General features: G+C 50.9%; 17 protein-coding genes. 10 read left to right on the top strand and 7 right to left on the bottom strand.

Annotated features, from left to right (window positions below):
- Positions 1–384: 384 nt before the first annotated feature.
- A complete protein-coding gene (locus Pan161_RS26160; RefSeq protein ID WP_145231696.1) occupies positions 385–804 on the bottom strand; it encodes a peptidase associated/transthyretin-like domain-containing protein in 420 nt (139 codons plus the stop codon).
- A 294-nt stretch (positions 805–1,098) separates the two neighbouring features.
- Here Pan161_RS26160 and Pan161_RS26155 point away from each other — a divergent pair, with 294 nt between their 5' ends.
- The gene (locus Pan161_RS26155; protein ID WP_145231695.1) at positions 1,099–1,548 is read left to right on the top strand and encodes a YaiI/YqxD family protein; all 450 of its coding nucleotides are present in this window, start codon (positions 1,099–1,101) and stop codon (positions 1,546–1,548) included.
- Between the two features lie 51 nt (positions 1,549–1,599).
- On the opposite strand, the gene Pan161_RS26150 is transcribed toward Pan161_RS26155, so the two are convergent.
- On the bottom strand, positions 1,600–3,321 hold the full coding sequence (locus Pan161_RS26150; protein WP_145231694.1) for a SulP family inorganic anion transporter: 1,722 nt from the start codon (positions 3,319–3,321) through the stop codon (positions 1,600–1,602).
- A 708-nt stretch (positions 3,322–4,029) separates the two neighbouring features.
- On the opposite strand from Pan161_RS26150, the gene Pan161_RS26145 reads away from it, so the two are divergent.
- The 3 genes from Pan161_RS26145 to Pan161_RS26135 all read left to right on the top strand — a co-directional run bounded on the left by Pan161_RS26145 (position 4,030) and on the right by Pan161_RS26135 (position 7,108).
- Complete coding sequence (locus tag Pan161_RS26145) at positions 4,030–4,401, top strand: BlaI/MecI/CopY family transcriptional regulator (protein ID WP_145231693.1); 372 nt, start codon at positions 4,030–4,032, stop codon at positions 4,399–4,401.
- Positions 4,402–4,403: 2 nt separating this feature from the next.
- Positions 4,404–6,707: a M56 family metallopeptidase gene (locus tag Pan161_RS26140; RefSeq protein ID WP_145231692.1), complete on the top strand. Its 2,304-nt coding sequence runs from the start codon at positions 4,404–4,406 to the stop codon at positions 6,705–6,707.
- Positions 6,708–6,838: 131 nt separating this feature from the next.
- Positions 6,839–7,108, top strand: coding sequence for a hypothetical protein (locus Pan161_RS26135; protein WP_145231691.1), 270 nt, complete (start codon positions 6,839–6,841; stop codon positions 7,106–7,108).
- 71 nt (positions 7,109–7,179) lie between these two features.
- On the opposite strand, the gene Pan161_RS26130 is transcribed toward Pan161_RS26135, so the two are convergent.
- The 3 genes from Pan161_RS26130 to Pan161_RS30755 form a co-directional block, all read right to left on the bottom strand.
- Entirely contained in the window at positions 7,180–7,494 is a 315-nt protein-coding gene (locus Pan161_RS26130) for a hypothetical protein (protein WP_145231690.1), read from the bottom strand.
- A complete protein-coding gene (locus tag Pan161_RS26125) occupies positions 7,494–8,576 on the bottom strand; it encodes a DUF1559 domain-containing protein (protein WP_145231689.1) in 1,083 nt (360 codons plus the stop codon). The genes Pan161_RS26130 and Pan161_RS26125 overlap by 1 nt, the downstream gene beginning before the upstream one ends.
- Positions 8,577–8,978: 402 nt before the next feature.
- The gene (locus Pan161_RS30755) at positions 8,979–9,131 is read right to left on the bottom strand and encodes a hypothetical protein (protein ID WP_197995538.1); all 153 of its coding nucleotides are present in this window, start codon (positions 9,129–9,131) and stop codon (positions 8,979–8,981) included.
- 285 nt (positions 9,132–9,416) lie between these two features.
- Here Pan161_RS30755 and Pan161_RS26120 point away from each other — a divergent pair, with 285 nt between their 5' ends.
- Entirely contained in the window at positions 9,417–10,532 is a 1,116-nt protein-coding gene (locus tag Pan161_RS26120) for an alpha/beta hydrolase family protein (protein WP_145231688.1), read from the top strand.
- Between the two features lie 21 nt (positions 10,533–10,553).
- On the opposite strand, the gene Pan161_RS26115 is transcribed toward Pan161_RS26120, so the two are convergent.
- On the bottom strand, positions 10,554–11,327 hold the full coding sequence (locus Pan161_RS26115; protein WP_145231687.1) for an SdiA-regulated domain-containing protein: 774 nt from the start codon (positions 11,325–11,327) through the stop codon (positions 10,554–10,556).
- 397 nt (positions 11,328–11,724) lie between these two features.
- On the opposite strand from Pan161_RS26115, the gene Pan161_RS26110 reads away from it, so the two are divergent.
- The 5 genes from Pan161_RS26110 (at position 11,725) to Pan161_RS26090 (ending at position 17,796) form a co-directional block, all read left to right on the top strand.
- Complete coding sequence (locus tag Pan161_RS26110) at positions 11,725–13,992, top strand: RNA polymerase sigma factor (protein ID WP_145231686.1); 2,268 nt, start codon at positions 11,725–11,727, stop codon at positions 13,990–13,992.
- Positions 13,993–14,476: 484 nt separating this feature from the next.
- A complete protein-coding gene (locus Pan161_RS26105; RefSeq protein ID WP_145231685.1) occupies positions 14,477–14,869 on the top strand; it encodes a hypothetical protein in 393 nt (130 codons plus the stop codon).
- Positions 14,870–15,060: 191 nt separating this feature from the next.
- A complete protein-coding gene (locus tag Pan161_RS26100) occupies positions 15,061–15,852 on the top strand; it encodes a hypothetical protein (protein WP_145231684.1) in 792 nt (263 codons plus the stop codon).
- Positions 15,853–15,882: 30 nt separating this feature from the next.
- A complete protein-coding gene (locus Pan161_RS26095) occupies positions 15,883–17,100 on the top strand; it encodes an ABC transporter permease (RefSeq protein ID WP_145231683.1) in 1,218 nt (405 codons plus the stop codon).
- A gap of 3 nt (positions 17,101–17,103) precedes the next feature.
- On the top strand, positions 17,104–17,796 hold the full coding sequence (locus Pan161_RS26090; protein WP_145231682.1) for an ABC transporter ATP-binding protein: 693 nt from the start codon (positions 17,104–17,106) through the stop codon (positions 17,794–17,796).
- Positions 17,797–17,882: 86 nt separating this feature from the next.
- On the opposite strand, the gene Pan161_RS26085 is transcribed toward Pan161_RS26090, so the two are convergent.
- Positions 17,883–20,084, bottom strand: a complete 2,202-nt coding sequence (locus Pan161_RS26085) for a hypothetical protein (RefSeq protein ID WP_145231681.1) — start codon at positions 20,082–20,084, stop codon at positions 17,883–17,885.
- Positions 20,085–20,298: the final 214 nt, after the last annotated feature.

The following is a 20,298-nucleotide window of genomic DNA, read 5'->3' as shown; positions in this document are numbered from 1 at the left end:
GTGGTAATTGAAGTGGAATAAGATCGATAAAAATTCGAACTAATCTAACCCGTGAAACATTGAAACTAAATTGGTATTAATTATTAAAATGGCGGGACAGTACTTTTAGCGTCTCTTTCAATTATCTGTGTAAAGCGGCGGGTAGAAGACTCTACTAACTTACAACGGGTTGAGATTTTTATGGCGAGCCCGAACATATCTATTATGACCGAAGTATCAATGAATTATAACCAGAAAACGTTCGGGTTTTGAGGCGTCAACAAAAAAATAACTCATTGATTCATTGCTGGTATCGTATGTGCACAGTATTAGTACACTGTATTAGGTGAAGTTTATATGAAGATGATACATATCATCACCGCGGTCTAAATAATGTTAAATTATTTACTTGGATTCCAGCTGGAAATCATAGGTATTGGCTCCGGCCTTCACATCTGCTGACAGGGTCGTTTTGGAATTGTATTTGGCAGGAACGGGATCCTTATAGACCTGACCGGGAGGGGTCGGATTTTCCTGTGGTGTGGAAATGCTGACGCTGTGCTTGCCGATCACGGCGCCTTTGGCTTCAGCCGTATATCCCAGTTCATAGTTGCCAGCCTCATCAGTACGGGCGATGGAAGGGCGGCCATTTTCCGGACTGAAAGTAACTACTACATTCGGCAGTGGTTGACCATCCATTGTGACTACCCCAGTCACAGTACCCAGATCGGGTTGGTCACTGCCACCGCCGCCACCACAACCTGCAGCAATAAACAAAGTGAAAATTGACAGACTCACGATTTCGAACGACTTGAGAAACTTCATTTTGACTCCTGATACGATATGAGAACGAGCACAATCCTGAGAAGCAGTTTGTTATAATTAGGAACGAGTGATGAAATCACACTTATGCGTATGTTTTAAAATCAATTATGCAGAGAATTTCGCAGAATAAATCAACTCTGATGCAAGATTCTACAGATGTGTCTCTTTTTTCGCATGCAAATAATTAAGATCGTTTCGAAAATACGTTTCTGCAGACTGCAACATGAAAATAAACTACGATATTTATTGAAGTACCACAGAGAATCATCGATTTAGTTAACAGGAGAGTTCCGGATGCAAGTCTGGGTAGATGCAGATGCCTGTCCGGCAGAAATCAAAGAACTACTGTTTCGTGCAGCTAAGCGAACGCAGATCAAGGTCACCCTGGTTGCCAATCAGCCGATGCGCACTCCGCGCTCCGAGTACGTCGACAGCCTGTTGGTCCCTGCGGGATTGAATGTTGCAGATCAGCGTATTGTTGAGCTTACTGAGGAAGGGGATCTCGTGGTGACCGCGGATATCCCGCTGGCAGCGCAAGTGGTGGAGAAAGGCGGACAGGCACTCAATCCACGCGGTGCGCTTTACACTGCCGAAAACATTGGCCAACGACTCGCGGTCCGTGATCTGATGGACGACCTGCGCGGGGAAGGGCAAATCACAGGCGGTCCGGCGAACTTCAATGCCAAAGATCGTCAGGCATTTGCCAATCAGCTGGATCGTTGGTTGACCGCTGCTAAAAAATAACGCCCGGAAGGCTGACCGTCCGGGCGTTTACTGTCTCAGTGGAAAATGATCTTAGATCATCTTCGTGATGTGGTAGTGGCGCTCTTCAGAAATATCGACTTCGGCCAGGCCGCCGGCCCGTTCGATCATACGTTTGCAGTCAGCGTTCAGATTTCGCAGGTGCAGGCATTTGCCTTCCTGGCGATACCGTTCCGCGATCTTGTTGATTGCTTCAATCGCCGACTGATCGTAAACGCGCGAGAAGTAAAAATCGATGGCAACGATCGGCGGATCATTCACTGGATCCAGCAGTTCGCGAAAACTGCTGACCGAGGCAAAGAACAGCGGGCCATGCAGCTGATACACTTTTTTATCATCATCCTCGAAGTGAATGTCAGCCATCATGTGAGTCGCATGATGCCAGGCGAAGATCAACGCCTGTACGATAATTCCCAGCAATACAGCGACTGCCAGATTGTGGAACAGGACCGTATAACCGGCAACCAGTACCATCACCAGCACATCGCTTTTAGGAACCTTGTTCCAGGTATGCAACGTACTCCATTCGAAGGTCCCGATCACCACCATGAACATCACACCGACCAGCGCCGCCATAGGAACCATGGAGATGACTGGTTTGAGCAGCACCACGAACATCAACAACCCTACGGCTCCGACCACACCGGAAAGACGTCCGCGACCGCCCGAATTAACGTTAATAAGCGACTGGCCAATCATCGCACACCCACCCATGCCACCAAACAGTCCACAGACAATATTCGCGGCGCCCTGACCGATGCATTCCCGGTTTCCGCTTCCGCGGGTCTCGGTGATTTCGTCAATCAAAGTCAGGGTCATCAGTGATTCAATCAACCCGACCCCGGCCAGAATCAGCGAGAAGGGGAAGATGATCATCAACGTTTCCCAGGAAAACGGCGCCAGGACATAGCGCGAGTCCATGAAGAATAACATTGGTAAAGGCTCTTTGGTGGGCTGCACGGAAGCGACTGCTGTCGCAATCTGTGTTTCATTTAAAATTGCGGCGTCAGCAGGCTGTTCTGTCGCGTCTGTTTCAGCAGTCGCAATCGCTTCCTGCTTTGCTTCAGTAACCGCCTTCGCTTTCAGATTATTCATCATCAGGTCGTCCACAGTCTGCACGACGTTATTCTGCCCGGTAGGAATCCAGCTCTCTGGGGCAAATTGATTGACTCCGACCGCAATCATGGAGACCATAATAATCGCGGCCAGCGAACTGGGAACCGCTTTGGTCAGTTTGGGAAGCAGCACAATCACTGCCATCGTCAGCGCAACCAGTGCGATCATAATTGTCATGGGAAGGCCCGACAGAAATGTCATGTTGCCATCAACGCCCAGCGTTTTGAAACTTCCAATCTGTGCCAGGCCAATCACGATGGCCAGTCCATTCACAAATCCCAGCATCACGGAGTGGGGGACCAGTCGAATCAGTTTTCCCAGCCGCAGCACGCCCACGGTTACCTGTAGCAGACCACACAGAATGACTGCTGGAAACAGGTATTGAATGCCATGCATGGCGACCAGTGAGACGATGACAACAGCCATCGCGCCGGTAGCTCCGGAAATCATACCGGGACGGCCACCGGCTAATGCACTCACGAAGCCAATAAAGAATGCAGAATACAGACCGACGGTGGGAGGAACTCCTGCGACAAACGCAAAGGCAACCGCTTCCGGTACCAGCGCCAGCGACACGGTTAAACCAGACAGAACATCATTCTTGACGGAAGCGGTATGCTTCGAAAAAAACGCTAACATCTAAACTCCAATAACATTCTCAAGGTTGATCTGCACAGTCAGCCTGGAAGGCGAACCCTTCGCCAGCAGACTCTCCGTGCCTACACGGAAACGGGGCGCACTGGAAACTGACCGCTCGAGTGCAAAAGCAGACTTGAATCTCAGGCTTGCTGTCTCGCAAATCCAAAAAACTCAAGATTCAGCAACACAAACTATTGGTCCATCATTCCTGTATTGGCAGGTGGTCAAAGTCAGGTGAGTACGCCAACGAGCGTACGGACCATTTCGGCCAATGTGCAATTTAAGGTCTGATAAGACACGATTTACTGTTCAGATTCAAACAGAACCTTTCGACGAGACGCAGGACCATCTCAGGGAGCGCGTTGCAGGATAATCAGGTGGGATGTTGAGGGGATCAACATTTTGAATTGAAGGCGTACTATCCCTCAGTTCTTTACAAATCCACGACCTCTTTTAATGCATTCTGCCATCTGTCACAAGCGGGAACCTTTAAGAAACTCCGATTTTACACCAGTTTCACCGGTTATTCACACTTCCGGTGAGGATAACCCATCGTTCTGGTCTGGTCTGACTTCTTTCCAGATCGCTGCACCGAAATTTGAATACTCAAAAAAACGTCACGATCACACGGAATGTACACTCTCCTCTTGACTCCGTTTACAATTGTAGTTAATTACATCTGTAAACATTCAAGGAGGAGAACTCAATATGAAACAGGTTTCCATTTCCGACGCCGAATGGCAGGTCATGAATATTATCTGGGACGGCCAGCCGCTCGCCGCCCAGGAGATTGTGTCTCGTCTTTCCGGCCAGGCCGAATGGGCTCCCCAGACCATCAAAACCATGCTGCACCGCCTCGTCAAAAAAGAGGTGCTCACCTTTGAAGAGCAGGGCAACCGCTATGTCTATCGCTCCCGCGTCAAACGCTCGGCCTGTATCAAGCAGGCCAGCCGTGCTTTTCTGGACCGGGTTTTCTCCAGTGAACCGGCGCCACTGCTCGCGCATTTCATGCAACATACCAAACTCTCTGCAGAAGAAATTGCAGAGCTCCGCCGCATTCTCGATGACAAGGAACGTTGATCATGAATGGATTCCTGTTGGCTTTAGATCTCTATGTTGAAATTACGGATAAAATCCTGGAACTCTTGATCATCCCCACGATCACCGCAGGCCTGCTGGCGGCACTTGTTTTGCTCGTGAACCTCTTCGCGCGAAAATGGCTGACCGCCGGACAGATGGGACTGCTCTGGGCACTGGTCCTCATCCGGCTCGCCGTCCCCTATGGTTTCGCTCCCGAGAGTTCGTATAGCCTGACAAGTCTCCTTGTTGAATTCATAGAGGAGTCTACGCCTGCTGAGCCGCCCCGAGATATCTACTCGCCTGAACCGTTGCCTGAACCGTGGCCGGTAAGGGACGCCAACTCGACGTCTCCGGCTTTCGCGAACGCGACTCACATGAACGACATCCAGTTCCTCGAACCGAAAACCTCTGAAGTAAGTTTCACCGAAACGCTTCAGGAATATCTCATCACCTTCCTCGAATGGTTCTTGCGTATCCTGCCACCACTCTGGTTTGTGGGTGCTGTCTTCATTCTGATTCGTATGCTGGTCACTCATTGGCGATTTGCTCGAATAATCAATCGACTTCCGGTTTCCACAGATCAGCGACTCTTGCAACTCTGGAACACCTGTTGTGAGCAGATTCATTTTCGCCGCGCTGTTCCAGTGATTGTCTGCGACGAAATATCCCAACCCTCTGTGATGGGAGCCCTGCGACCAAAACTGCTGCTCCCCACCGATCTCACAGAGTTGAGCGACAGTCAGCTTCAGCTCATCATGCTCCATGAGTTAGCGCATCTTAAGCGGCGGGACCTGTGGGTCAACTGGTGTTTGTTTGGTTTGAAATTACTGCACTGGTGGAATCCCCTCTACTGGCTGGCAGCCACTCGTTTTGGCAGCCTCCGCGAACAGTCCCGCGATGCGATGGTCCTCTGCTGGCAAGAACAGCAAGACCGCAATAACACTCAGAACGATTCTGCCCGTGAATACAGCGAACTCCTGCTGACCCTGGCCCAGCGGCCGAATACGGGATCTCGCTGGCGGGTCTCCCTGCCGGTCTCGATGCTCGGATTTCTGAAAAACCCGTTACGTAAGCGATCGCTCACCAACCGCCTCAAAGCGCTCCGTAGCGCGACAACCCGGGTTCACCCGATACAGACAACCACTGTGACCATTGTCATCGCGCTTTTTACTGCGACGGGGCTGTCGGATGTAAAAGACTCCACAACCCCGGCAAACCAGCAAATGCAGATTCAAAATGAACTCCAGCACAACTGGTTTGCTGAACTCCCTACACTCTCGCCACATGACGACGAAAGTTTAGAGCCGCTCGACTTACGGATCTATCAGGTCAAAAAAGTGATCGACAGGATTTCCGAGGAACGATCACTTTCTGAAGAACAGGCATACGGGTATCTCATGACGCACGTCAAATTTCTTCTGGAAATTCAAAATCGAAAATACCAGACAGGTGAGAAACCACTGAAACAGGCACTTGCAGATTACGATGAGCAAAACCGTCTCGTGGTCAATGCGCCGGATTCGCTGCACGAAGAATTGAGTCGACAACTCCGTGCCTGGGAACAGAGTGGCTGCGGTCAGATTACTTTCGCCAGTATTCTCATGGAAACCGCCTCTGATGTTGCGGCACAAACTGGCATCAATTGGACCGGTCTGGCTGGCTTCCAAAATACAACCGCCGCTCCGCACCAGCCGCACCTTGACAAAACCAATCCTCGTCCGGTCGTCCAGGCAAGTGCCGCGGTCGAAGAGTATTTTCCCATCAGTGTGGCAGTGATCAACGAACAACAGGAATTCAAACTGATCCAGGCTGCCCAGAGCGACGAACGCAGTCATTGTGCTTTTAATCCGAAGGTCACGTTGTTCAATGGCCAGAAAGGCTCCATCGTCAATCAGGTGCAAAGGCCATTCGTCATTGGCGTACATAAAGCGGAATCCGGAGAACTGAAACCGGAATTGAAAGTCATCGCTGAAGGAATGACGCTTGAACTCAGGCCGATCCTCACAGCAGATCACACAGCGGTACGCCTCGAAGTTCTGGTCAAGCAAAGCGAAATCTCCCGCGTCAAAACTCTGGAGACACAGGTCTCAGGCAAAAAAATCAACTTCCAGGTTCCCAGCGTCGAACAGAGACGCATCAGTGTCGCCGCCGATTTGAGCGGTAAGCACTCACTGTTGATTTCACTGCCTCCCACTCTGCACTCCAAACGTTTTCAATACCTGCTGATGAAAGCGGAAATATTGGGGCACCCGGATCTTCCCGCGACACTGGTCCATCCCAACCCGTCGGGTCAACCAGCAGAGTGAAGAAACCATTGTTCCTGTTCCCGTCATTACATTTCAGATTCTCCTGTAAAACTGCAGTTCAAAGAGTAGAATACGGGAAGTATCTTTTAGTCGTTTTGAACAGTTTCATTAGTGTGCGGGAGAATGAAAACATGTCACAGAAACTGACAGTGGACCAATACATTGAGTCTTTAAAAAAAGGTCGTAAACGAAATTATATCCTGGTTGGGGTATTGATCATTTCTATGATGCTTCAGGAGATTTTCACCTCTCGTAGCACAGATGTTTTCATGGTGATCTTTACGACTCTCTTTATCGCAGATCTCGTTTGTCAGGTGCATCTGATTTCCGTCCTCAACCTGCTTAAGGAAAGCCCGGATTCCCAACCCGAACCGGAAACTGTAGAAACTGTCGCTTCCTGACCGATATCAACGTCAAACCGTTAGAATGGCAGAGTCAGTTTCGCGCTGTATCTCGGTGAATGCGAAGGACATCAGCGACCCGTCTGATCTTCCATCAGGCGGCGTGCTTCCTGCGTCGCAGTGTCCCAGTCTCCTGCATTCGCTGATGCCACAATCGCATTCAACCAGCCTGCTTCCTTCTCATTGATCTCCTTTTCCTGGAGGGAACTGCCTATCAACGTCTGCACGGTTTTCAAACGGTCTGTACTCTTCTGATTACAGACCGAGTACAGCGCTTTGGAAATTTCATATGTCTTTGGCGAAACAGCCGGATAGCCACAACCACTCAAAGGTAGCAGAGTGAGCAGAAGCAAGATTGTCAAAAACAGGGTATTTTGATTTCGCATTAAAATTCTCCTGTTACTTCACCCTCGTTAATACTCGAGAGTTCCGCCCATAGCAGCAGATCGATATTTTCAGAAACGAACCGCACTGAACCGTCCCCCATGCAGACATGTCCGCCCCCCGTGTGCTCCGAATACATCTGGCCGACGTGGTAGGTAGGGAAATTGACAGGGTGGACGATCGGAAAACCGGTGATATCCAGTTCGCCGCCGGAAGGGCCTGCATGAATCAATGCCAGTGTCGCTGCTGCGTCTGGACCATTTTCAGGTGAAGTGAACCGGGGGTGTGTATACGCACCGGGCACCACCCCCACCCAGGTTTTATCACTCAGTTTCGAAGAATGTTCGCCCAGGAAAATCGTATTGGACGTTCCATCTGTCACATCCCGCATTCGCGTGCGCGAATTTCGAAAGAAGGGCCCGTCTGCCACTTTCGAAGCATCGCCATTGATGGTGACCGTTTTGGTGGTCTTGGTGTAGATGTTCGTGAAAACGACGCCCGTCGTACTCGAACCACATTCCCCCCAGCACGATTCCTGACCATGACTGGCAACATAATGCGAACGACCAAACCGCAACTGTGAACCCCCTTTGACCAGCGGGCTGCCACTGGCATCCTGCACGAGAAACGGTTCATCTCCCCCCGAAGAAGTAGGGCAGAGAAAGACAGGCAGCTTCGTCTGCGCGGCACTGGCGTTCGCCAGATCCCAGCAGGGCCGATTCAGGTCCAGCGCGTTATAGAGTACTGCCTGATCCATGAAGGGGAGAATCATTGTCCCCCAGGTCCAGCCCGGAGCCGCATCCCAGGTGTCAGGATCAATGGCTGCCCAGGCAGGTCCTGATCCGGTACTGGTTCCGTACGAATAATAGCCGGCGGGAAAACAGGAATGCGTATCGTGATAATTATGCAGCGCGATACCTAACTGCTTCAAATTGTTTTTGCACTGACTGCGTCGCGCCGCTTCACGTGCCTGTTGTACCGCCGGCAGCAGCAGGGCAATCAGCGTTGCAATAATGGCAATGACGACAAGGAGTTCAATCAGCGTAAAGCCGGGGCGGGACAGTCGGGAGGGCGGGTATCTCATCTCGATCAACCTTAACAGGAGTGCAAAAACGGCGTGTTCAAAAAGTAGCCAGCGCTACAAAATGGTATGCGAAAAAATGTAGCATGTGCTACATTTGCGTGTTATTGTAGCCAATGCTACATTTCTGTCAATCGAAAACTGGAAAAAAATATCCCGGGATCTAACCGGATCGTCAGACGCTCAATAGGAAACCTGAAAACAGGGCACTCCTGCAAAGATTCCCCCTCACGAAACAAATTCGACTTGACCCGCACGCGCCAATCGCGACCCTCTTATAATCTGCGTCGCGCGCGTGTCCAGTTTTTATTCAACTGCATGTTCCTGAACCTGTTTGTTCCAGCACCATAAAACCCCCTTGAAAATTGCAAAAATGATAGACTCCTGTTTTCACTGGTTCCTGATTCACAGTCGAATAAACTGCGGATCGACGCACTTCACTTCGCTCCCGCCTCGACATCGACCAGGTTCATGCTTATCTCGTTCCTGTATCAAAACATATCGCCACAACCAGTTCCCGTTGTTCACCGTCAGTTTTTCATTTAAAGCAGACAACATGATCGAGCTCCCCGTCACAAAAACAAAAGCAGAAAAGAGAAGACAGTTCTACAGCATACAGGCTGTTAAAATAGAAGCACTTCCGCCTCTGGTATTCCTGAAAACAGAGCGCAGTCTCCACCGGTTATTTTACGGAAAGGCACCTGTGGGAAGAGGGTAACTACAGCCAGTGATAATCTTGACTGAATGGCAGCAGATAGACGCTGAATATCCAGCTGGTTAGAATAAAAATATCAAAAAAGGCTCTATACTGAATGGCAGACACAGCATTGAAAGGACAGAGGTATGAAGGCGGCTCAGTTACTTGCGTTGATCTGGATTTTGATTCCTGCACTGGTGTGTGCACAATCTGAACCTGTGAAACCTGACTACTTCAATCAGAGCGTGGCCGATTCGAATCCGTTGCGGACGGAGCAGGCGCGGGAACTGGATGAATATATCAAAACCATTGCCGCGGACCGCCGGCGATTCGAACAACTGTTCCAGCCCGATTATTCCTCCGCTGCTGCCTTCGAGAAATCCGCGGAACCTTTGCGGGCCGCGTTTTGTGAAAGCATTGGTTATCCGCCTCCTGGTAAGCGGCCCGATCAGCCTGCCACTTATAAACAGATCGGTGAAGACAGCATCGGCGTGTACTATCGGGCGATGTTCCCGATTCTGCCGCACGTGCATTCCGAAGGGATTTTCATTGTCCCGAAATTTGCCACAGGAAAAACGCCGCTCATCATCTCCATGCACGGGGGCGGTGGTTCGCCTGAAGTCGCGCTGTTCAATGGCGGTGCCAACTATCGAGACATGGTTCGCGGTGCGGTGAAACGGGGCTATCTTGTGTATGCACCACAGCACCTGTTCCGGGCTGATGAATTTCCGAAAGACATCCGTCGGCAGATTGATGACCGGATGCGACTCATCGGCACCAGTATCACCGCCGTTGAAATCGCCAAGATCACGTATGCCATTGATGAATTGATCAAACGTCCCGAAGTCGATGCCAGCCGGATCGGCATGGTGGGTCTGTCTTATGGCGGATACTACGCACAGGTCACACCGGCCGTCGATCCACGGATTAAAGTCTCTGTATCCAGCTGTTACTTCGGCGTGCAGGAAGGTCGCTATGCCAAAGAGGAACTTTCGGTTCCGTCCGACTTTCGGTTCATGAATCGCATGACGCTGTTTAACGACGCCGACCTCGTCGCGCTGATCTGTCCGCGGGCGCATCAGATTCAGGCGGGATCACGCGACAATGCATCCCATCGCGAAACAGGAAAGCAGATTGCGCCCCGCGCTGCGACATTTTATGAACGGCTCAACCTGGGTGACCGCTTCGAACACGTCATCTTCGAAGGGGGACACGAATTCAACGACAAAGCAGCCTGGGCGTTTGTTGAAAAACATTTGTGATCAGATTTCCGGGACAGTTCCTCATTCGATGATGCGAAACACTGTGAGCTTCGCATCGTCGTCACTGACCACATACAGACGCTCTGAGTCACCATCTACGGCGACCCCTTCTGCAAAACGAACCGAACGTCCCTGCTGATCCTTTTTCAGAGAGTGTCGCTGTACGACGCGACTCTGCCGCCGATCGAATGTGAATACGCAGCGTGCCTCTTCACTTAAAATCCAGAGCAGATCGCGCTTCGCATCAAAGCACATGCCGGAAAAATCCATCTTTTTTCCCTCGGCAGTAAAACCTGTTTGCTCTTCGAGAACCTCAACAGACGTAATTCGGTTCAGATCGGCAGAGACGGCGATCAGTAATCCTGGATCTGCTTCTTTAAGCAGTAACAGTTCGTTGCGGAAGGAATCAAAGGTAATCCCTTCCAGCCCATTACCGTCAATGTCTTCGAAATGTGCTGCGATGCTAGTGAAGCCTTCCAGATCTTTCAGCCGTCGATCTGAAATTTCTTCACCCGTTTGTGGATCGTAAACGATGAGTTTGCTGACATCCTCATCGACCACACAGATCTGGCCCGCTGCATTAAAGGTGATGCCTTCCAGTCCTCGATTCCCAATCTTCAGAGATTCCTGAATCCGACCTTCAAAATCAATCCGAAATAAGCGGCGGTTCTCATCACAGACGGTCCAGAGTAAACCATCCGGCGCGAGCGCCAGACCTGAGGGCTCCAACAGCCCGGCTTTCTTGTCCTTGATCGAACATTGGGATTCCAATTCCAGTTTCAGCATGTTTGACATTCAAAAGAACTATTTGGCAATAGAAAACTCTGATCTTACGATTCGTGTATCATGTTTTACCCTCCTCCCATGATACACGAATCTCAGAAATAATCATCCTGATTCAGCCTGAAAACACCTGGATACCAAATGTGGAACAGGTAAGTTCATTGTTCTCGGAAAAACAGAAGTAAAACGCACTGTTGCGTATCTGGCTGAGAAGAACCGATGAATGCTGTTCCCTTCTCAAAACTTTGTAGCGTTACATGATGCATTTTTTGAGTCTCCTTCGTCTTGGCAGCAAATGGTATTCGCCTTTTTTCTCACCTGTGAATGGTCTGACTGCATATTTTCTCGGCCGGTGGTGTCATATATTGAGAGAAGTCTAATAAAGGAGCACTACCTGAGGAGAGGGTGAATGAGTTCGGACGAAGTGCTGCTGCACCGATACTGCCACGAAGGCGATCCGGCTGCATTCCGAGAATTGATCGATCGGTATGCGGGAATGGTATACAGCATCGGCCTGCGCGTGACGGGCGACAAGCACACGGCGGAAGATCTGTGTCAGGAGTGTTTTCTGGAGCTAGCCCGTAAAGCGTACACGGTGCGAGAGAATATTGCGGGATGGCTGCACGCACTGGCGACAAGCCGATCGTTGAACATTGTTCGGTCCCGCAGGCGGAGAACAAGTCGGGAACAGGCCGTGGCAAATTCCCCGGCCATCATCACTGAATCATCCGAGTGGAGCGAAATGCAGCCGCTCATCGACCGGGCTCTCAATGGATTAAGCGACGATCTGCGGTTGCCGATTGTCCTGCACTATCTGCAAGGCAAGACACAGCAGCAGGTGGCAGATCAGCTGGGGGTGAATCAGGCGACGATGTCGCGCCGACTGCAACGCGGTGTGGAACAGCTCCGAAAGCGACTCCAAAGCTTCGGTGTGATGACGACCATCGCGGCGGTGACGTCGTTCTTCGGTGAAAATTCGGCACAGGCCGCGTCGAATTCACTCACCGCATCACTGGCGAAGATCGGAATTAGCGGGGTGGGTGTGACTGTCGCCAAGTCCGCGCCGGGGGGCCTGCTTCCGTTTACCGTAACGCTCGGGGCGATTGCCGGTAACATATTGTTGTTTCTGTTTCTGAAAGGCTGGATTCTGCTGCTGTTCGTGGTCATCGGGGTCGCGCTGTTAATACGACCGCCGGCTTGGGTCCGTGAACTTATGCGTGCGCAGGCCTTCGGCCGCGATTATGCCGCTCATCCCACGTATCCCTTCCGACGCTGGACCTGGACGATTCCTCCAGCCGACTGGAAACAGCGATTGTTTGTGTTGTCGTATGTCGGGCTTACATTCGGTCTTGTGGCTTTAAAAGATCCCGCAATAATCTCGACAATGCCCGGTTTTGTTATGGCATTTGGATTGATGGCCATGTTATTTCTGACGCTTGCGGTGCGGCTTGCCTGGCGCATCTGGACGCTGCGCAACCAACCACTGACTGCCGCGGATCAGTTGACCGAACAGCGGCCTCAGTGGTCCTTATGGGAGCTTCTGGTCGGGGCCTCTTTTTTCATCGTGATTGCTGCAATCTGGCTGTCGAGTGTGCCGCGCGAAGAACTGTTTAGTTTCTCAATCGGAACTATTTTATTCTGGTCCTGGTTTGTCGCATGTTCCGGTATGGCTGTCTGGGAACTTATTGAACGCTGGCGAAAACGGAGCAAGGGTGATGTTTCATTCGGTAACGTTGTTTCCAGCGAGGACAGTGTCGACATCAAGCCGGTCGCACGGCGCTATCACGTCATCTTGATTGGCGGTTTGATGTTGGGGGCTGTCGCACTTTTGTCATTGGTCATGCTGCAGTCAGTAATTATGCCCGAGCGACCGGTAAAGAATGAACCGGTTGTTTATCGTTACACACAGGACGGCACAGGTGTCAGAGTCGAGGTGCCGGCCGCCTTCAAACCACCAGTGCCGCCTAAAGGCCTGCCTTCGCAACTTGTGATGACAGCCGGCATGGGATTCATCTTCAGTCTCCTGTTGCTGCGACGAGTCGTCAAGGTACGGCTCGTATTACCACGATCCGCCTGGCTGCCGCTCCTGGCGGTCAGTAGTCTGGCAGTCGCACTGGGGGCAGGTCTGACGGCAAACGCAATCTGGGCAACAGAAACCAGGCAGAAAACCCACACAACAATCGACGTACCGGAAATCCTTCCCCATCAGAAGCCGGTGTTCAAACCGAGTCCTTCGGAACTGGCGCTCATCCGGAAATACGCAGCCGAGTCAGCCACCATCACGGTGCCCGAAGAACGAATTCCTGACGGCTGGTATCTCATGCGGTATGACAACGGCTTCCCGATGCCCACGCCGAATGAAAGATTGCCTGCGAAAACTGTGATTCAGCTTGGATTAACTGATGTTCCAGAACTGAAATTTGTCGACGCGTTAATCACGCGAATCTATATGAATCCCTTCGTACTACGCGACCTCGACGGCTTCTGCGCTGTTTATGCATTCTGCTGCGGCAATGCGGAAGAAGCACGCCGACTCAACAGTGCATGGAAAAATCGAGGTATGTGCAAGGGGCGTTTGGTGATCTTCGTCTACGGACGCAAAGGTCTGCGGGCTCCCAGTGCCACCGATCAGGTACCCATTCCCACGCTGCTGAAACAGATTCAAGAATCTCCCTAAGCAGAACGCGACCCTTTTCCCCAATGCACGGCAATTCTCGACTGCCGTGATCGGAGTGGAAATACATAGTCCTTGCATGCTCCCAATTGAAAAACACGATAAAGTATTGCACACAAGGGGGCTATGTGCAGGGGTTCCTGTTCCGAAGCACATTGATGTGTTGATCTCATACTACCGAATCGACGTAAATGAGGCCTCTGAAATATTACGGCACTTCCTTGGTTATCAGGTTTGGGCAATCTGGGGCGTATAGTCGGTTGGGTGTTGATGTAAATTCTTACGATCTGTTCCCAAATGAACAGCAAATGACCACATCAAACAGCAAGTTGCAGTAAAGCTGTCGAACTGCTGCTGACGATAAACAGGGTATTCATAGAGATTCGGCTTGTGGTCACATTGATCACAATATTCCGCGCGTGCTCCGCGGGTCAGGACGAATACACACAGTCAGTCTCTGTCGTTACGATTTGAGTGAAATTATCCGATGAAACTGCTTCGTCTGTTTTTGATCGCCCTCTTACTGCAACCGTGCCCCGTCTGCTGGGCACATGGTGTGGCTGCGATCGGCGAACTGGGACAGGCGGAATCGGCACAGGAATCCTGTGTTGCGAGCCGTCCTGCGTGTTGCTCCCCTGCATGTCATCTGCACGATCTCCATGAGTCCACAGAACACGATGAGCAGCATAATTGTCCCTGTGTCTGCCATATTTCTGAAATTGTTTTTGCGCAAACCACACCCGCCGTGAATCTCCGCAGCATGACAGTCACCCATAATATGCTGATCGTCGAGAATCATTTACCGGGCCGCCTGGCCGTTTTAAATACAACCGCCATCGATACTTCACAAGCAACGATTACCGCACCTTTGCGCTTATAGATTTTCTTTCCGGGCCCGCTGGTCCACCGCCTGATTTCAGCGTGCTGTCCCGTCACTGGTATGAAGATTGCGTGAGACAGCGTTTACGATCAGTGATGTTCCGTGTCAGTCAGTCTCCTTCCGGGAAGCGACTCTGGGACTTTCATTTGAAATAAATACAAATCATTAATACAAAACAGGGGAAACTTAATATGTTCACACGTGCGAATTTCAGTTCGTTCAAAAATAACCGGTTGCAGTTGTGTGTTGTCTGTGCTTTCGTCATGGCGCTGACATCGGTCAGTTCTGCCCAGGAAGTACAAAAAGTCGCCTCACTGAGTAAAGTCGAAACCTCGCGAGCCGCGGCTGCGAAGGAGAACAAATATACGTTCATCATGTTCTGGAAAAACCAGGATGATGCCACCAAGGCCATGTGGAGTACTCTGCAGCAGAACCTGTCAGGCAAAAATGACACAACCACCTTTGTCGCCGTTAATACCAGCGATCCGGCGGAAGCCAAGCTGGTCGAAGAATATGGCGTTTCCCGCGCACCGATGCCGCTAACACTGGCGGTGGCTCCTAATGGCGCGATCACCGGTTCGTTTGTGAAACAGATCAACGCTGACTACATTCAGCAGTCGTTCGTCTCGCCGGCCAAGTGCCGCTGCATGAAGACTCTGCAGAGCCGTAAAATGGTCCTGCTGTGTGTGAATCCGGGTTCTGGTACAACATTGCCCCAAGGCGTGCAGGACTTCAAAGCCGTTCCCTGCTATCAGAATGTCGTAGAAGTGGTCAACGTCTCACAGGCAGAAGCCGCAGAAGCCGACTTCCTGAAAGAACTTGAAGTGCCCCAGGACGGACAGAATACGAAGGTTGTTTTCATGGCGCCTCCCGGTGTGATGGTGGGCATGTACAACGGAAATGTGACGAGCCAGCAGCTGATTGCCGAACTGAAAAAGGCCGGGAAAAGCTGTGGCGTTGAAGGCTGTAAGCACTGTAAATAATTCGTCACATTCTATTAAGGAGACTGTCTCATGACGATGAGATCTATCATCTGGAAAGAGCTGCGGGAACGTCCGACCGCGTTAATTGCCAGTCTGCTGGCAATCATGCTGAGTGTGACCGCATTAGTGGCGATCCGCAATGTGACAATTTTCTCAGAGAAAGAAGTCGCTGGAAAGCTCGATAAACTGGGAGCCAACGTGCTCATTCTGCCCAAAGGTGTCACGCTGCAGGATTACTATTCAGCCGACATGCACGCGGAAACCATTCCCGAAGAGCATGTCGCCGAACTGGCACTCGCCGGGCTGACAGGCGTGGAAGCCATTTCTCCCAAGCTGTGTGTGCCGACCGAGATTGACGGCAAGAATGTGATTCTCACAGGCATCCTGCCTCAGGAAGAAATTCAGAAAATGGCCGCCTGGCAGGGGGGCATGATTTTTAAAAAGCATGAAGGCTGTAAAGCCAAAATCAATGTGATCGATGAAAATCAGGATGCGCCGGAAGCTTTGGCAGAACGGCGGGCGTTGCAGAATCTGAATGAAGACGAAGTCATTCTTGGTTCAGACTATGCTGCCAGCAATGGACTGGCCGCCGGCGATTCTCTGGAGTTGCTGGGCGAAAAGTTCAAAGTGTTGACCACACTGCCGGAAACGGGAACCGTGGATGACAGCCGCGTCTTCGCACACCTGCATACCGTGCAGCGTCTTTCCAAGTCGGGTGAAGTCGTGAACATTATCGAAGTCATGGGCTGCTGCGAAGACATCGCCAACGGTTTGGTCGGTGATCTGCAGTCGCTGCTGCCCGGCACGAAAGTGGTCACGATTGCAAACGTCGTGGAGACCCAGGTTTCCATCAATCGCATGATGACCAATCTCTCGTACCTGTTCCTGGCGATTCTGATTGCTGTGGGAGGCGCGAGCATGGCCAGTGCCAGCTTTGCCAACGTGATGGAACGCCGTCGCGAAATTGGCACGCTGATGGCGCTGGGAGCTACACCCCGTTTCGTCACCCAACTGTTCCTGGCAAAAGCGGCTCTGCTGGGACTCGCAGGCGGCATCACCGGTTATATCACTGGCAGCGTGCTGGCTATGTTCCTGGGCCCGGCATTTGCCGATGTCTCGGTTCTGCCCGTTCCCAGTCTGGCATTCATCTCTGCAGCGATTGCCGTGCTGGTGACGATTGCAGCCAGTTATATCCCCGCACGACAGGCGGCGAAACTCGATCCCTGTATGTGCTTCAAGGAGGTCTGATCCATGTTAACATTAGAGGCAGTTCGCAAAGTGTATCGCAAGAAACAGGACGAGGTGGTGGCCCTCGATACCACCAGCCTGGAAATTGCCCGCGGTGATTTTATCGCCATCATCGGACCCAGTGGCAGTGGTAAAACGACACTGCTCTCCATGCTGGGCGCGATGTCGGCCCCTTCAGAAGGACGGATTCTGCTGGATGGGGAATCGATCTATGATCTACCCGTCAATCTACGTGCCGAAGTCAGGCAGAACAAGATCGGCTTTGTGTTTCAGACGTTCAACCTGATTCCTTATCTGACGGCGATCGAAAATGTGCAGATCCCGATGGTGCTGGCGAAGAAACATCGTGGTGAACAGCGGGAAAAAGCAGAAGCTCTGCTGGCCAAAGTCGGCCTGCAGGATCGTATGCAGCATAAGCCGGCCGAGTTGAGTGTCGGTCAGCAGCAGCGCGTCGCTCTGGCACGCATGCTGGCCAACGATCCGTCGATCATTCTGGCCGACGAACCGACGGGGAACCTTGATCCGGATACTAAAGAGCAGGTGATGGAGTTTCTGACCCAGTTCAATGAAGAAGGCCGCACAATTATCATGGTGACCCATGATCTGTCCGCCGCCGACTGCGCCAGAAAAACGCTGACCCTCTCTGAGGGATCCATCTGCGATACTCAGCAGAATCAGTTACTCAAGACGGCATAATCTGCTTTTGATTTCAATCAAAAGCGGGCTGGTTCAGATTGGTGAACCAGCCCGCTTTATTATTTGAATGAAATGAATCTGAATGATCATTCCTCTTTCGGCTCTTCTTTCTTCGTGAGCGTCTCATGTGAAATGACGCACTGATAGAATTTCTGCCGTTTCAATGAACGCTCAAGAGCCCCGCGATTGAAGGGGCCCGTGGTCTCGAAGGAGAATTCCTTCTTCTCGACATCGAACTGCAGTGTTTTGAGATCAATCCAGGAAAATCCGTCGAGCGCATCTCGGGCACTTTTCTGAGGTTTCCCAGTGGCTCTACCGCCATACAGGCCATATTTTACGGTTACTTTGACGTTTTCTTTTACAAGCGCTGGTTCAGCTGACTGTTTTGCGGTCATCCCAGGCTGCAGTGGATTCCCTGTACCACTTGATTCAGGCAGGATGGTTTTCAGGTGATTGCATTCAATTTTGATCCTGGCCAAAGATGTTGTTGCTGCCTCGATATCACTGGCATCTTCATTTACCACACGTACCCGGATGTTAAATGTTCCCTGATCATAATCCATCTTCAGGGAACCCGGAATATAGCCTTCAATTGCCCCCAGGTTTCCGTCCGCTACATGCTTCTGTGTGATCTTGTCAAACTGCGGAAGTTTTTGTCCCCGATTGACAAAACTGAAATACATGGTTTTTTCAGAGGCTTGCGGGTCATACTCAAAATCTTCCACAGAAACCAGTTCCTGGTCGACATCCAGATCCAGAAAGCGAATCCCATTCACCATTTTAGTCAGGTCATCCGGGGGGACACGATCAATCAGAAAGGAGAGCTGCATAGCCTCAAAGTCAACTCCGACTGACTTTCCGATATATCCGTCGACACCTCTTCCCAGATAATCATCCAGATGGCGATAGATATCTTGTAGTTGAGTTGCGAGTAGTGACTGAGGCCGTTTGAATTTCTCTACGAGCATCTTTTCGACGAGTAAAATCTTCAGCACAACACGTTTCATAGGTCTGTTTGGTGTCCGGTAGACCGGGCCGGGGTCTTCCACCAGAACAGGCTCTGCCAGTACCTTAAACTTCACGCTTGCAAGTTGATCACCAGATTTATTGTTGATGAAGTCACTCACCCGGTGATCAGGGGTGTGATCCAGTTGAAACGTGATGGTTTTCTTTACCAGGTTGACATCCAGGGTGTCTGGTACATAGCCCGGCAGACCGGTTTCCAGACGATCCGTCAGAGTCCTGATCAGATCCCTGCGCCAGAAATTATAACCGTACTGATCTTCCATGGCGCGTTCATGAAAATCAGCGATACCGACAATCTCGTAGGTGACCTGGCTGGGTTTAAGCTGCTGGTCTGTGCGCTGTTCGATGGTTCGATAGGGTTTGGCTCCAATGGAAACTGGCAGCTGATACAGGCTATTGATCTGAACACCCAGATTCTGGCTGGGGTAGGTAATGACCTCAAAGGTCAGCTTTTTGTATTCCAGGTCCAGCACCAGTGAGCCTGGTACATATTCAGGCACTTCGTTTTTAAAGCGTTCATTCAGAATGAGTCGTAACGCTTCCGAACCGATCTGAAAATTCTGGTCCACCTGTGTCTGATATTCAGGACTGATTTTGTGAATGAAATAGTGTAGCTCCTGTTTTACCAGGGAGTCCTCGCCGGATTCTGCCGCCAGCGTTTCGCGGAGCGTCTCGTCCAACGGAGCAATCGTCACCATCTGATAGCAGACCTCATTCATCTTTCGTACCAGATCGCTGATGTCCGCTGCGTTCGATCTGAGTGAGAGTCTGTTCTGTCTCAGATCGACGCGTACCGAACCGGGCCGATAAAAACTGAAGTTTTGTTGCAGTGTGGAATCCAGGGATCTTTGCGCTGAACTGCTCGCCTGATCGATTTTCTTATCCGGCCGATCCAGAAACTGATTCACATTCTTATGCAAGGCAACAATTTTAAACACCAGCTCGGTCGAATTCTTATCAGGCCGCATTGCTGTAGAATTGTCAGTACGGGATGTTTTCGGGGATGGACGCTCCCGTGGTCTGCTGGGGGCAGAACCCTTGTTATTGGATTGCTGAGATGACGAAATGGCTTCATGCAGTGGGGACAAATTTTTCTTTTCCGTGGTAGTCGAACTGCCGCAGGAAGTTGCCAGACAGAGACACAGTCCCAGCAAAAAACGTGAGATAATCAAAGGCTGCCAGCGTCTGCGGTCTGGCTTAGTATTTTGCAGGAACACAGAACAAACAGCAGCGGGAACAGAAAAGTCGAATCGAGGAATCATTTTAAACCTGATATAAAAAAACTCTGGTACAAATCATTAGATTAGGTTGAACAGCTACTGTAAACAAGATTAGTTATCAGGAATTTATCGCAATTTCATTCAGTTTGCAGTGATTTTGTTCCTGCATTCAATGGAAAGTGCTCATTGTGTTAAGAGTTGAATTCGCTTGCACTTCGAATCCAATTCCGTTTCTTTAAGGCTGTCAAACTCACCC

Origin of the sequence: Gimesia algae, assembly GCF_007746795.1 — a bacterium.
GTDB classification, from domain to species: domain Bacteria; phylum Planctomycetota; class Planctomycetia; order Planctomycetales; family Planctomycetaceae; genus Gimesia; species Gimesia algae.
The sequence above is the reverse complement of the archived record's forward strand: the minus strand, read 5'-3'. Positions and strand labels throughout refer to the sequence as shown.